This is a genomic window from Brevundimonas sp. (assembly GCF_041919755.1).
Classification (GTDB): domain Bacteria; phylum Pseudomonadota; class Alphaproteobacteria; order Caulobacterales; family Caulobacteraceae; genus Brevundimonas.
This window is the reverse complement of the sequence record NZ_JAYRTD010000002.1, coordinates 97,694-111,525: the sequence shown is the minus strand read 5'-3', so window position 1 is coordinate 111,525 and position 13,832 is coordinate 97,694. Positions and strand designations below refer to the sequence as shown.

The window sequence follows — 13,832 nt, the reverse complement described above, 5'->3', positions numbered from 1 at the left end:
GCATGGACGATCTCGAAAGCCGCCTCGTCGCCATCGTCCGGCAGCAGCCGCAACTGATGCAGGTTCTGACCACCGTTCGCGACCTCGACCTGCCCGACTGGCGCGTCTTTTCCGGCGCGGTCTATCAGGCCGTCTGGAACCACCAGATCGGCCGCCCCGTCGGCTATGGCATCAAGGACTACGACCTGGGCTATTTTGATCCCGATACGTCCTGGGATGCCGAGGACGCCGTCATCCGCCGCGTGGCCGAGGCCTTTCCGCCGCCCCTGCGCGACCTCGCCGAGGTGCGTAATCAGGCCCGCGTCCACCTGTGGTTCCATGAACGTTTCGGCGAGCCCTATGAGCCGCTGGCCAATACCGACGAGGCCCTGTCCCGATTCGTCGCCCCGGCCTTTGCGGTCGGCGTGCGGCTGGAGGCTGACGACCGGATCACCGTCGCCGCGCCCTTCGGTCTGGACGACCTGTTCGCCATGACCCTTCGCCCCAATCCGAACCGCCCGCGCGCCAAGGGGTGGGACAAGGCGGTGGCCAGCGCCCGCGCCCGCTGGCCCGAGCTGACCGTCATCGACGACCGTGGCTGAATTCTACGAATTCTTCGCCGGCGGCGGCATGGTCCGCGCCGGTCTGGGCCCTGACTGGACCTGCCGGTTCGCCAACGACATCGACGCGAAGAAGGCCGCCGCCTACTGTGCCAACTGGGGCGACGACGCGCTCCACCTTGGCGACGTCGCCGACATCGCGCCCCGGCAACTGCCCGATCAGGCCGATCTGGCCTGGGCCTCCTTCCCCTGTCAGGACCTGTCGCTGGCCGGGCCCGGGCGAGGCTTGGCAGGCCACCGATCCGGCGCCTTCCACGGGTTCTGGCGCGTGATCGAGGGTCTGGCCGCAGGGGGTCGCGCGCCTGCCCTCGTCGCCATCGAGAATGTCTGCGGCACCCTGACGTCACGCGGCGGGGCCGATTTTGCCGTGCTGATACGCACCCTGTCCGAGGGCGGCTATCGCCCCGGGGCCCTGATCATCGATGCCGAGCGGTTCCTGCCCCAGTCCCGGCCCCGACTGTTCGTCATCGGGGTGCGCGACCGCATCCTGCTCGATCCCGCCCTCTGCAGCGCCGACCCGCACGGCCCCTTCCACACCCCCGCCGTCATCCGCGCCGTCAGCACCCTGCCGCCCGAGGTCGCCGCCCGCACCCTGTGGTGGTCCCTGCCCGCGCCCTCGCCCCGCACCACCACCCTGACGGACCTGATCGAACCCGACGGCCCTAACACCCCTTGGCACACCCCGGATCAGACCGCCCGCCTGCTGACCCAGATGAGCCCGCTGAACGTTCAGAAGCTGGCCGTCGCCCGCCGCACCGGAACCCTGACCCACGGCACCGCCTACCGCCGCACCCGCCAGGAGCACGGCCACCGCATCCAGCGGGCCGAGGTTCGTTTCGACGGCATCGCCGGCTGCCTGCGCACCCCCGGCGGGGGCTCCAGTCGCCAGATCGTGCTGGAGGTCACCGGCGACCGCGTCCGCTCCCGCCTGATGTCCCCGCGCGAAACCGCCCGCCTGATGGGCCTGCCCGACAGCTATCAGCTGCCTACGGGCCAGGGCGACGCCCTGCACCTGACCGGCGACGGCGTGGTCGTGCCCGTTGTCCGCCACCTCGCCCGGCACCTGTTCGAGCCGATCCTCGGCTCCATCAGGCGCTAAACACCTCAGTCCGCATAGATCATCTTGCGCGTCATCCCGCCGTCGACGCTCAGCACCTGACCCGTCACAAAGCCCGCCCCGGCCAGATAGAGCACCGCCTGCGCGATATCCTGGGGCCGTCCTACCCGACCGACCGGATGCTGCTGATGATCGACCGGCCTCAGGTCGTCGTCATCGGTGATCCAGCCCGGCGCGATGGCATTGACCCTCACCTTTGGCCCCAGGCTGATCGCCATGGCGTGCGTCAGTGCCACCAGCGCCCCCTTGGAGGCGGCATAGGCCTCGGTGTTCGGCTCGGACATGAAGGCGCGCGTCGAGACCATGTTGACGATCGCACCCACCCCCGACCCGGCCACTTCCAGCAGCGGTATCGCCGCCCGGCTCATCAGGAACGCCCCGGTCAGGTGGCTGTCTGTCACCTTGCGCCATTCGGCCAGCGACAGCTCGGCGATCGGCCCGCGATCCGGCTGGGCGATCCCCGCATTGTTGACCAGCAGGTCCAGCGCCTCCCACCCCAGCCCGGCAAACGCCGCCTTCACCGACGCCTCGTCCCCGACGTCACAGATCACCGACCGCGTCCCCTCCGGCCCCGGCTTCAGATCAAAGGCCGCGACGGTCCACCCCTCCGCGATCAGCGCCTGACATATCCCCCGACCGATCAGGCCCGCGGCTCCGGTAACGATAGCTGTTTTCATGCAGGGTCAAATGGTGGGGCAGGCAACGGGTTCCGGACCCTTGTCGCCGGACACCTGCAAAACGTCGCGCATTCACCGCTTGCGCACGCGAACCACGTGGTGCCCACAGGACCAATAGATCTCCGCCCCTTCCGTCCCCGGCTCTGGCACCGCCTCGGGCTCCAGCCCCAGCTCGGCCCTCAGCTCGGCCCGACCTTCCCGGTACCCCTTGGTTTTCAGCGCCACCCGCTCCGCCGCGGCGGCGTCGCGGGCCTGAATTTTCAGGTCGCAGTACTGGCTCTTGACGGGATCCGGCGGCGCATCGGGGTCAATCCCGAACACCTCGATGCGATATTCGGCGTCGAAGATGACCCGCACCATGTCGCTCAGGGTGAAGTCCCCCCGCCCCGGCCCCTCCCCCAGCCGCCCCAGCGACACGGCCAGCTGCGACAGCTTGCGCGCCTCATCCAGACGCCCCTGCTTCATCGCCCGCGCCACTCCGGCCAGCGCCTCGCGCGACAGGGCGCCCGGATCAGCAGGCCCATCGACGGACCCCGCACCCCCGTCAACCTCAGGCGTCAGCGTTCCCAGCGCGGGCGGCGGCACCGGCTCGACCCGGTCCTGCTTGGTCCAGCCCTTCTTCCACGCGCGCCGCCAGATGGCCCATTCCGTCACGTCGTACCGCGCCGCCAGCTGCCGCGCCGACGCCCCCGCCAGATAGCTCTCGCGGATCAGCGCCCAGGTCTCCGGCCCCCGGATCTTGTACGGCCGCCGCTCCCGCCCCCGCCGCGGATCGGTCCTCGCCATCGCCGGTTCGTCGCCCGCGGTTTCCGTCGTCTCATTCGCCTGTGTCATGACCACAAGCCTAACCCCGCCACGACCTGTGTCAGGCAAAGTGCACAGATCGCCCCGCAAACGCCCATGTCACCAACAAATCCAGTGCGCGATATCCAATCGTGTCCATCCGGAAGCGGTGCCGCCTTCCGCCCCTGGCATTCCGCGCCAAGCCGTCTAGCCTGGCCTCAGGGAGACACCGTGGCCAACGCACAAAAGACTGGAACCGACTGGCAGGACGAAGAGCTCGACGCCATCGTCGCGGCCTACTTCTCGATGCTTGAGGGGCTGCCAAACGCCCAACGCGGCTTCAAGGCCGAAAGCAAACGCACATTGGATGCCAAGATCGGTCGCGGCATCGGCTCTATCGACTTCAAGCTCGGCAATCTTGCATTCGTGGCAGGTGAGCTTGGCTTGCCGCGCCTACCGGGCTTTGCACCTGCTCCGAATGTTCAGGACGCGATCTTCCCGGCCTTCCGCCGCTATCTCGAAAGCCACTCCGAAGTCCTCGCCGACGACGCATTCCTCCCCCATTGGGGGTGGAGGAAGGATCGCATGCGATCCCACGACCGGACCGCCGAGGGCGGTGGATGGGGCCAGCCGCAAGCACAACTGCCCTCCGGCATGTCCGAACCCACCCGTCCCTACGACAGCGCTGACCCAGCCATCCGCCCCCTCACCCTCACCGAAACCCCTTCCGCCGGCCCGCCCCGCACCCCGCGCCCGGAGGGCCTCACCCGCCTGGTCCGCAAATACGACCCCGCCGCTCGCGACCACCGCAATCGCGCCCTCGGCCTGCTGGGCGAGCACCACGTCCTACATCACGAACGCGCCCGCCTGATCGCCGCCGACCGCCCCGACCTCGCCCGCCGCATCGAATGGACCAGCCAGGAACGCGGCGACGGCGCGGGCTATGACATCCGCAGTTTCGAGCCCTCCGGTGCCGAGCGCCTGATCGAGGTCAAGGCCACCCGAGGCGGCCCCACCACCCCCTTCTGGCTGACCCGCACCGAACGCGAGGTCTCGATGGAACGCCCCGCCGACTGGCGGCTCTACCGCCTGCACGACCTCGCGACCGCGCCAGGGCTGTTCGTCTTGCCGCCGCCGCTGGAGGCGTCGGTCACGCTGGAGGCGGAGACGTGGCGGGCAAGATTGTGACGAGAGCGTTGACACCCCTTGAAGCCCCATGGACGCGCCGACCATGGAGTGTTGTCGATCGGGCGCGGACCAGCGCCAGTTCAGCCGGTCGATCTGACCGTTCGTCACCGGATTTTGGCTGAGCCGGGGCGGCTATGTCATGACTGAAGCATACCGGCGGCGAATATCAACGAACGCTCGTGCGCTGGCCCAGTACTCCTCCAGCGTTCGGGGTTGAGCCCTCAGCTCGCGGGGGAACCGGCGTCGGGCATCATCGAAGGTCGCCGGCGTCACATAGGCCATGTCCAGCTCGCACCCCTCGAGATTACCGAGGCGATCGAGAATGATATAGCCATCGGCGAAGTCGCGCATGGTGAAGCCGGGGTCGCCCACCGCGTGGGCGCTGGCGTCATGCAGGTCGCCAGCCGGGCCATGCAAGTCGAAGGCACACGGGGCCCCGTGAGACGCAAAAGCCTGTTCCAACACTCCGCGAGCGGGCTGAACCAGACCCATGCCATCGGCAGAGGCAAACGGGGCATGCAGGATAACGCTGCGGATACGCCCCGGATTTTCAGCGTGCAGAACGTGGCCGAGGTTGCGGCTTTCCCAGCGGACGAAGCCCGGCGCATTGTAATCGTAGAGCGGCAGCTTGAACCGGGTGATCGCGTGCGGCCATCCCACGAAGGCAAGCGTCTTGTCTCCCTTGTCCAGAACCTCCTGCTGGATGAGGCGGGCGCGGTACGGGTCCACCGGCCCCTCATGAAACACTCGACGCGCCGTAGCCGGCGTCATCGGTCCGCCCATCTCTTCCCACGCCAACCGGTAGGTGAGGTTAAGGATTCGGAATGGGCGGGCGCCGGAAGGCAGGGTCTGGTTGAAAGCCCAGGCCGCGCGATAGACGTCCCAGTAGTCGCGCAAAGGCCAGCCGGAATCATATCGGAACATGAGATTGCGGGCGACCGTCTCGTCGTAGCGCGGCCCCGTCACCAGACGATCCAGCTCCGCCTGCTGCTCTACCCCACCGAACTCCATGGCAATGGAACTCACCCCGGCTCTGTAGAGGGCCGGGATCAGCGATTTCAGGAAGGCGAGGTTCTGGCGCACGCCGTGGTCCTCTGAGAGCAGGACGGCGTCCGCGGTCGCGAACTGGCGCACGAGGAACGCTTCGGGAGCCTCGTGCGCAAGGTCGGATGTCCAACGCGCGGCCGCGCGCGCCGGACCCGTCGCAGCTAGGCCCAGGGCGACTGCGCCGGTGAGCAGAGTGCGGCGGCTCGCGCCCACTCCAGTTCCTTGCTTCCGTTGCATCAATTCATCTCCCCCAAGTTGATTGGCGTCCGATCCCAAAGGAGCGGGTTGAGTGGCGACGCTGCCGCATCGCCAGGCCCCAGGCCCGGCAGCCATTGCGCCAGGTCGCTCTGCTGCATCGCATTGACGGGCTCGGCGACGCGCATGTCGCGATCCATGTAGATCATGGTCATCACCGACCGCGGACTCTGGCTCCTGTTCTCGCCCGCGCGATGAAAGGTCCAGCCCGCATGGAAGCTGACGTCACCGAGGGCGAACGAATCCTCGGCCAGCTCGAACCCGCGCGCCAGCATGGCCTCCGAAATGACGCGCTCGCTCTCGTCGGAAATGGCCAGGTCGCGGCCGAAGGCCTCGTGGTGGCTCCCCCGGAAAAAAGCGAGCGGACCCATGTCCAGCGGTACGTCCTGAAGCGGTATCCACGCGGTCACCACGCGATCGGATGCGAGCGGCCAATAGTACTGGTCCGCATGAGCAGGTGTGATGCCGCCGCCGGGCTCCTTGTACAGCGCCTGGTCGTGGTAGAGTCGCACGCCCTTCACCCCCAATAGTTCGGCCGCGATACGGGCAAGACGTCGGGAGAATACGAACGGTCGGATCGCCTCCTCGTCCCGCCACAGGTTCATCACCTGAAGGAACGCCCGGTCATAAGTGTCCCGCACCGCGAGGGGACGGGTCTCGGCATTCAGGTCCAACGTCAGGCGGGTGATTTCGGCCCCATAGTGTTTCACCACCGCCGCAGGAAGCACACCGGAAAGCTTAACGAAGCCGTCGCGTTCGAACGCCACCTTGGCTTCTGCCCCGAGAAGATAGTCGGCGTCCAAAGCGGGGTCGGTTGATCGCGTAGCCGTCATGACGCGGACGTTATCCCGGGCTTGGGCCTTTCGCGCTGGCGTCGTCTATTGCGCTAACGGTGGTTCGCTATCACGATCTTGCGCATGACCACTCTTTGCGAGCCCGTCGTGCTGGGTCCGGGGTCCGTCGCTCGTTACGAGCGGGTCCGGCTTAGACCCAGCGATGCGCCCAACGCCAGGCTCCGTCACTTCCATGCGTGCGGAGAGGTGGTGCTGTTCGAGCGGGTGTCGGGATCGTTCATCTGCGATGGGCTGCAAGCCCCCATCACGGATGGGACGATGGTATACGTGCCTCCAATGGCCTGCCACGATTTTGCGATCGACCCTGGCACCCGGGCGTGGCGCATCGTCCAGTTCGACCCAGACGCCGGGCGCGCGATCGGTGCCCCGCTTCCAAGCACACCCATGGTCGGTATCCCTGATGGCGCGACCCTGGACCGGCTATCCATGTTGATTGATTGGCAAGGCGATCCGACCGCCCCACACGAGGGGCGTTCTGCACGATTGGCGGCTCTGCTCTGGGATCTTTCGGCGCTGCCGTTGCGTACCGCGACACCGGCGGCGCCCTCGCCGATCGATGCGTTCCGACCGGCTCTGTCGCGCCTGCATCAGGCACCGGGCGCGCGCCTCTGCCTGGGCGCGGCGGCCGCGCTCTGTGGGCTGTCGCCAACCCACTTCTCCCGCAAGTTCGCAAGCGCGTTCGGTCAAGGTTATGCGGACTATGTGATAGCGCTGAGGCTCAACGTCGCGAGCCGCCGGCTCGTCGAGACGCTGCACCCCATGTCGACGATCGCTTACGACCTCGGCTTTGCGTCGCCGTCGCATTTCGCCGCGCGCTTCCGAGAACGCTTTGGCGCAACCCCATCCGCGTTTCGCGCGGCCTCGACATCGCGAGGGCTCACTTAGCCAGGGTCGCCGCTGACGGATTCTTGGCCGGCGGTCTAGAAGGGCAGCCCGCCGATCGCCCTCAATCCTCATCCATCTTAAGCGCCGCGATGAAGGCCTCCTGCGGGATCTCCACCTTGCCGAACTGGCGCATGCGCTTCTTGCCGGCTTTCTGCTTCTCCAGCAGCTTCTTCTTGCGGGTGGCGTCGCCGCCGTAGCATTTGGACGTCACATCCTTGCGCAGGGCGCGGACGGTTTCGCGGGCGATGATCTTGCCGCCGATGGCCGCCTGGATCGGGATGACGAACATGTGGGGCGGGATCAGCTCCTTCATCTTCTCGACCATGCCGCGTCCGCGCGTCTCGGCCCGGCCGCGGTGGACCAGCATGGACAGGGCGTCGACCGGCTCGGCATTGACCAGGATGCTCATCTTGACCAGGTCGCCGACCTTGTAGTCCGTGATCTCGTAGTCGAACGAGGCATAGCCCTTGGAGATGGATTTCAGCCGGTCGTAGAAGTCGAACACCACCTCGTTCAGCGGCAGCTCATAGACCACCAAGGCACGGGTGCCGACGTAGGACAGTTCGATCTGGCTGCCGCGACGGTCCTGGCACAGCTTGATGACCCCGCCCAGATATTCGTCGGGCGTCAGGATGGTGGCCTTGATCCAGGGCTCACTGATCGTGTCGATCTGCATCACATCGGGCAGGTCGGCGGGGTTGTGCAGGTCGATCTCGGTGCCGTCGCGTTTCTGGATCTTGTAGACGACCGAGGGTGCCGTCGCGATCAGGTCCAGATTGAACTCGCGGCTCAGGCGCTCCTGGATGATCTCCAGATGCAGCAGGCCCAGGAAGCCGCAGCGGAAGCCGAAGCCCAGGGCGGCCGAGCTCTCCATCTCATAGGTGAAGCTGGCGTCGTTCAGGCGCAGCTTGCCGATGGCGGCGCGCAGGTCCTCGAAATCGGCGGCGTCGACCGGGAACAGGCCGCAGAAGACCACCGACTGCACGTCCTTGAACCCCTTCAGCGGCTCGGCCGTGGGTTTCTTTTCGTCGGTGATGGTGTCGCCGACGGCGGCGTTGGCGACCTCCTTGATCTGGGCGGTGATGAAGCCGACCTCGCCGGGCCCCAGGCTCTCGACCGGGGTGTTCTTGGGCAGGAAGACACCGACGCGGTCGACCAGATGGGTCGAGCCGGCCTGCATCATCTTGACCCGCTGCCCGGCCCTCAGGGTGCCGTCAAAGACGCGGACCAGCAGCACGACGCCCAGATAGGGATCGTACCAGGCATCCACCAGCATGGCCTTCAGCGGCGCGTCGGGATCGCCCTTGGGCGCCGGCAGGCGGGTGACGATGGCCTCCAGCACATCCTCGATCCCGATGCCCGACTTGGCCGAGCACATGACCGCGTCCGAGGCGTCCAGCCCGATGACATCCTCGATCTGCTGGCGCACCCGGTCCGGCTCTGCCGCCGGCAGGTCGATCTTGTTCAGGACCGGCACGATCTCGTGGTTGTTGTCGATCGCCTGATAGACATTCGCCAGGGTCTGGGCCTCCACCCCCTGCGACGCATCGACCACCAGCAGACTGCCCTCGCACGCCGCCAGCGACCGCGACACCTCATAGGCAAAGTCCACATGCCCCGGCGTGTCCATGAGGTTCAGGACGTAGTCCAGCCCATCCTTGGCGCGGTAGTGCAGGCGCACCGTCTGCGCCTTGATCGTGATCCCCCGCTCTTTCTCAATGTCCATATTATCAAGGACTTGCGACGACATCTCGCGCGCCGTCAGGCCGCCGGTCACCTGGATCAGGCGGTCGGACAGGGTCGATTTGCCGTGGTCGATATGGGCGACCACGGAGAAGTTGCGGATACGGTCGATGGGAGGTGTCGTCATGCTGGGGCGCATCTAGAACATTTCGACGCCGCATGCACGGGCCAGATGATCTGTCACGGTGGCGCATTACATTGTGGTAATCGACGTCAAACCGCTTCCTCACGGCAAAGCCACAGTTTAATCAACCGCTGATGACACCAGGGTCGGGCATAGCGCCCTGCTCACAGCGCGGCGTCTCCTCCCGCCGTGCATCGCACCAAAGGACACGACATGGCGCAGACCATGACCGCTTTTCGCAACCTGATGATGGTCGGAGCGGCCTTTGCCGTGGTCGCCTGCAGCGGCGGCGAGGAAAAGGCCGAGGCTCCCAAGTCCCGCCAGACGGTAACGGCCGCCACAGTGACCCAGACCTCCCTGCCGCGTCAGGTCGACGCCTCCGGCAGCGTCTCGGCCTGGGAGGAGGTGCCGGTTGGGGCCGAGGCCGGGGGCCTGACCGCCACGGCCGTGCTGGTCGACGAAGGCAGCTATGTGCGTCAGGGCCAGGTTCTGGTGCAGATGAACGACGATCTGCTGCAAGCCCAGGTCCGCCAGGCCCAGGCCCAGGTGCAGACGGCCCAAGCCAATCTGGCGCGCGACGACGCGGCCCTGGCCCGCGCTCAGGAGTTGAAGGAACGCGGCTTCCTTAGCCAGGCATCGCTGGATACGGCCCTGGCCAACCAGCGCTCGTCCTCCGCCAATCTGGCGGCGGCCCAGGCCGCCCTGTCCGAGATCCGCACCCGGCTGGGTCAGGCGACCGTGCGGGCCCCGGTGTCGGGTCTCATTGCCAGCCGAAGCGTGACGCGCGGCCAGATCATCGGAGCGGGGACCGAGCTTTTCCGCATCGTGCGTGACGGGCGGCTGGAACTGGATGCGCGCGTACCCGAGGCGGAGCTTCTGCTGGTGCGCCCCGGTGCCCCGGCCACCATCGTCGGGGACGAGTCGAGCCGCACGACCGGCACGGTCCGTATCGTGACACCGGAAGTCGATCCGCAGACCCGACTGGGGGTCGCCCGCATCGCCCTGGCCCCCGGCGGCTCGCTGCGACCCGGCATGTATGCCCGCGCCACCATCGATGTGGGCGTCGCCCCTGCGCTCAGCATCCCCTCCGCGGCCATCGTCTATCGCGAGGGCAAGCCCGGCACCTATGTGATCGGCACCAACGAGGCCGTGCGCTTCGTTCCCATCCAGACCGGTGCCCGCGTGGGTCAGGCCGTGGAAGTCACCTCAGGCCTGCAGGCCGGTCAGCGTGTTGTCGTCGATGGCGCTGGCTTCCTGGGCGAGGGCGATCTGGTGCGCATCGCGCCCCCGACGGCGGCCCGTCCGGTTCAGGCCTCCGCCCCGCAAAAGGCGGACTAGGCCGTGAACTTCAACAACATCTCGTCCTGGTCGATCCGGAACCCGATCCCGATCGTCCTGCTTTTTATCATCCTGACGGTGGCGGGAACGCTCAGCTACTTCAGGCTGCCGACCAACAACTTTCCCAATGTCGATCTGCCGGTGGTCGCCGTAACGGTGGCCCAGTCCGGTGCCGCCCCGACAGAGCTGGAGACCCAGGTCACGCGCTTGGTGGAGGACGCCGTCGCCGGCCTGGGTGAAGTCGACGATATCAACTCGACCATCAGCGATTCCGTATCGACCACGACCATCACCTTCAATCTGGGCGTCGACCTGGAGAAGGCGACCAACGACGTCCGCAACGCGATCTCGGGCATTCGCCAGAACCTGCCTGCCGACGTTCAGGAACCGATCGTCCAGCGTATCGAGTTCACACAGTTGCCCATCGCCACCTATGTGGTGCGCGCGCCGGGCATGAACCCCGAAGAGCTGAGCTGGTTCGTCGACAACACCGTCGCCAAGCGCATGCTGTCGATCGAGGGTGTCAGCCAGGTCAGCCGCGACGGCGGGGTCGCCCGCGAAATCCGCATCAAGCTGGACCCCGAAAAACTGGCGGCCCAGGGCGTCAGCGCCGCCGCCGTCTCGAACCAGCTGCGGGCCAGCAACATCAACCTGCCCGGCGGGCGCGGTGAGGTCGGCGGCACCGAACAGGCAATCCGCACGCTGGGCTCGGCACCGTCGGTCGAGGCCCTGCGCGAGACTCTGATCCCGGTCGCGGGTCGGTCCGTGCGGCTGGGCGACCTGGGCGAGATAAGCGATGAATGGTCCGAAGCGCGCGGCCGCGCCCGTTTCAACGGCGAGGAAGTCGTCGGCTTCTCCGTTAGCCGTTCCAAAGGCTCGTCCGAGCTCGATGTCTATGAGGCCACCAAGGCCGAGATCGAAAAGCTGGACGAGGAACTGCCCGACGTCACCATCGCCCAGGTCACCAACACCACCCAGGATGTGATCAACAACTTCCATGCCTCGGTCGAGGCCCTGGTACTGGGCGCAGGCCTGGCCGTACTGGTCGTGTTCATCTTCCTCAGAGACTGGCGCGCGACTTTCATCGCGGCCGTGGCCATGCCCCTGTCGCTGATCCCGACCTTCCTGATCATGGACCTGACGGGTCAGTCGCTGAACGTAGTCACCCTGCTGGCTCTGTCTCTGACCATCGGCATTTTGGTGGATGACGCGATCGTCGAGATCGAGAACATCGTCCGGCACATCCGGGATGGCAAGGCCCCCTATCCGGCGGCCATCGAGGCGGCGGACGAGATCGGTCTGGCCGTCATCGCTACCACAGCGACCCTGATTGCCGTTTTTGCGCCCACCGGCTTCATGCCAGGGGTCGTGGGTCAGTTCTTCAAGAGCTTCGCCATCGCGACCTGCGTCAGCGTCTTCTTCTCGCTAGTCGTCGCGCGGACCCTGACGCCCCTGATGAGCGCCTATATGCTGAAGGCGAACCAGGGCAAGGAGCACTCTGATCCAGCCTGGATGACCGCCTATCTGCGGCTGCTGCGCTGGGGGCTGGGTCACTCCGGCTCGCGCCAGCTGAGGGCGGACCGGGCCGAGCGGCGGGGTGGCTTTTTCCGGCGGCATATCCTGTGGCGGGTCTTTGACCATCGTCTGTGGGTGATGGGTCTGGGGACGCTGTTCTTTGTCCTGTCCCTGGTTCTGGCCTCGCGCCTGCCCTTCGAATTTATTCCAGTCGAGGACGTGTCACGCTCCAGTGTCAGCGTGCAGTTGCCGCCTGGCGCGACCCTGGCCGAGACCGATGCAGTGGTTCAGCGCGCGACGGCGGCCCTGACAGAGCGGCCCGAGGTCAAGTCGGTCTACGCGTCCATCGGTTCGGCCACGACCAGCTTCGGCCCCGGTGGCGGCTCCAGCGCGGGCGAGGTTCGTCGCGCCAGCATGACCATCAATCTGGTCAAGAAGAACGAACGCGACATTCGCCAGCAGGCCTTCGAACAGGAGATGGGGCCGATCCTGCGCCAGATCCCCGGAGCCCGCGTCCAGTTCGGTGTCGAGGGTGGCGGGGGTGGTCAGGTGTCCATCTCGCTGGTCGGTGACGACGGGGCCGTGCTGGAAGATGCGGCCGCGGCGGTCGAGCGCCAGATGCGCGACATTCCCGGCCTGTCCAATGTGGTGTCTTCGGCTGCCCTGGTGCGTCCGGAAATCCTGATCACGCCCAAGCCCGACATCGCCCAGCAGGGCGTGACGGCCTCGGACATCAGTTCGGTCGCGCGCGTCGCCACCCTGGGCGATGCGGACCAGCTGCTGCCCAAGTTCAATCTGGGCGACCGTCAGGTGCCCATCCGGGTCATGCTGACCGAGGACTCTCGTGCCGATCTGGGCATCATCGAAAATCTTCAGGTGCCGACCGCGTCCGGCGCGGCGGTGCCGCTGTCATCCGTGGCAGATATCAGCTTCGGTGCTGGCCCCAATCAGTTGACCCGTCTGGATCGCCTGCGCGTGGCGACGCTGACGGCAGAGCTGAACGGCATCACCCTGGGTCAGGCCTCGGAACGGGTGAACGCTCTGCCTGCCATGAGGGCTTTGCCCAATGGGGTCAGCCAGGCGGTGTCGGGCGAGCTGGAAAACCTTCAGGAGACGGCGTCCGGCTTCATATTCGCCATCGTGACGGGCATTCTCTTGATGTATCTGGTGCTGGTTCTGCTGTTCAAGAGCTTCTTCCACCCAATCACCATCCTGACCGCCCTGCCGGTGTCGTTCGGAGGGGCCTTCTTCCTTCTGCTGGTGACCGGCAAGGCGCTGTCCATGCCCGCCCTGATCGGCATCATCATGCTGACCGGCATCGCGGCCAAGAACTCCATCCTGCTGGTCGACTATGCCATCATAGCCATGGAGCGAGGCTTGAGCCGCTATGACGCCATCGTGGACGCCGCCCACAAGCGGGCCCAGCCGATCATCATGACGACCCTGGCCATGGGTCTGGGCATGCTGCCCATCGCCCTGGCCATCGGCGAGGGGACGGAGTTTCGCTCTCCCATGGCCATCGCGGTCATCGGCGGGTTGATCACGTCCACCGCCCTGTCGCTGATCTTCGTCCCGGCCGCCTTCAGCCTGATCGATGGGGCCAAGACGCGCGTCGGCGGAAGGCTTGGCCGCATGTTCCACCATCAGCATGGCGAGCCGCCCAAGGACGTTCCAGCCGAATAGACGACGATGATGATGCGTTAGTCA

Annotated in this window: 11 protein-coding genes; 6 read left to right on the top strand and 5 right to left on the bottom strand. The window is 66.6% G+C overall.

Going from position 1 to position 13,832, the window contains the following annotated elements:
• Positions 1–2 precede the first annotated feature (2 nt).
• Together ACE3TH_RS03320 and ACE3TH_RS03315 are read left to right on the top strand one after the other, a co-directional pair.
• On the top strand, positions 3–581 hold the full coding sequence (locus ACE3TH_RS03320; protein ID WP_374597323.1) for a nucleotidyltransferase family protein: 579 nt from the start codon (positions 3–5) through the stop codon (positions 579–581).
• Entirely contained in the window at positions 574–1,698 is a 1,125-nt protein-coding gene (locus ACE3TH_RS03315; protein ID WP_374597321.1) for a DNA cytosine methyltransferase, read from the top strand. Before ACE3TH_RS03320 ends, ACE3TH_RS03315 begins: the two co-directional genes overlap by 8 nt.
• Before the next feature lie 5 nt (positions 1,699–1,703).
• Here ACE3TH_RS03315 and ACE3TH_RS03310 read toward each other — a convergent pair whose 3' ends face one another.
• Together ACE3TH_RS03310 and ACE3TH_RS03305 are read right to left on the bottom strand one after the other, a co-directional pair.
• Entirely contained in the window at positions 1,704–2,393 is a 690-nt protein-coding gene (locus tag ACE3TH_RS03310; RefSeq protein ID WP_374597319.1) for an SDR family NAD(P)-dependent oxidoreductase, read from the bottom strand.
• A gap of 72 nt (positions 2,394–2,465) precedes the next feature.
• Complete coding sequence (locus tag ACE3TH_RS03305) at positions 2,466–3,227, bottom strand: hypothetical protein (RefSeq protein ID WP_374597317.1); 762 nt, start codon at positions 3,225–3,227, stop codon at positions 2,466–2,468.
• Between the two features lie 180 nt (positions 3,228–3,407).
• Here ACE3TH_RS03305 and ACE3TH_RS03300 point away from each other — a divergent pair, with 180 nt between their 5' ends.
• Positions 3,408–4,364, top strand: a complete 957-nt coding sequence (locus ACE3TH_RS03300; RefSeq protein WP_374597315.1) for a DUF3883 domain-containing protein — start codon at positions 3,408–3,410, stop codon at positions 4,362–4,364.
• A gap of 132 nt (positions 4,365–4,496) precedes the next feature.
• Here the strand turns inward: ACE3TH_RS03300 and ACE3TH_RS03295 are convergent, their stop codons facing one another.
• Both ACE3TH_RS03295 and ACE3TH_RS03290 read right to left on the bottom strand, forming a co-directional pair.
• Positions 4,497–5,498, bottom strand: a complete 1,002-nt coding sequence (locus tag ACE3TH_RS03295) for a ChaN family lipoprotein (RefSeq protein ID WP_374597313.1) — start codon at positions 5,496–5,498, stop codon at positions 4,497–4,499.
• 149 nt (positions 5,499–5,647) lie between these two features.
• Entirely contained in the window at positions 5,648–6,469 is an 822-nt protein-coding gene (locus tag ACE3TH_RS03290; RefSeq protein WP_374597311.1) for a phytanoyl-CoA dioxygenase family protein, read from the bottom strand.
• 237 nt (positions 6,470–6,706) lie between these two features.
• On the opposite strand from ACE3TH_RS03290, the gene ACE3TH_RS03285 reads away from it, so the two are divergent.
• Complete coding sequence (locus tag ACE3TH_RS03285) at positions 6,707–7,405, top strand: helix-turn-helix transcriptional regulator (protein WP_374597309.1); 699 nt, start codon at positions 6,707–6,709, stop codon at positions 7,403–7,405.
• 61 nt (positions 7,406–7,466) lie between these two features.
• On the opposite strand, the gene lepA is transcribed toward ACE3TH_RS03285, so the two are convergent.
• Entirely contained in the window at positions 7,467–9,275 is a 1,809-nt protein-coding gene (lepA, locus tag ACE3TH_RS03280; protein ID WP_374597307.1) for a translation elongation factor 4, read from the bottom strand.
• Between the two features lie 210 nt (positions 9,276–9,485).
• On the opposite strand from lepA, the gene ACE3TH_RS03275 reads away from it, so the two are divergent.
• Together ACE3TH_RS03275 and ACE3TH_RS03270 are read left to right on the top strand one after the other, a co-directional pair.
• On the top strand, positions 9,486–10,610 hold the full coding sequence (locus ACE3TH_RS03275; RefSeq protein ID WP_374597305.1) for an efflux RND transporter periplasmic adaptor subunit: 1,125 nt from the start codon (positions 9,486–9,488) through the stop codon (positions 10,608–10,610).
• 3 nt (positions 10,611–10,613) lie between these two features.
• Positions 10,614–13,808, top strand: coding sequence for an efflux RND transporter permease subunit (locus tag ACE3TH_RS03270; RefSeq protein WP_374597303.1), 3,195 nt, complete (start codon positions 10,614–10,616; stop codon positions 13,806–13,808).
• The last annotated feature ends 24 nt before the right edge of the window (positions 13,809–13,832 follow it).

What these genes read in the sequence shown, in the direction of transcription:
- ACE3TH_RS03320 (WP_374597323.1), top strand. Translation starts at nt 3, where the DNA reads ATGGACGATCTCGAAAGCCGCCTCGTCGCCATCGTCCGGCAGCAGCCG.
- ACE3TH_RS03310 (WP_374597319.1), bottom strand. Translation starts at nt 2,393, where the DNA reads ATGAAAACAGCTATCGTTACCGGAGCCGCGGGCCTGATCGGTCGGGGG.
- ACE3TH_RS03305 (WP_374597317.1), bottom strand. Translation starts at nt 3,227, where the DNA reads ATGACACAGGCGAATGAGACGACGGAAACCGCGGGCGACGAACCGGCG.
- lepA (WP_374597307.1), bottom strand. Translation starts at nt 9,275, where the DNA reads ATGACGACACCTCCCATCGACCGTATCCGCAACTTCTCCGTGGTCGCC.
- ACE3TH_RS03275 (WP_374597305.1), top strand. Translation starts at nt 9,486, where the DNA reads ATGGCGCAGACCATGACCGCTTTTCGCAACCTGATGATGGTCGGAGCG.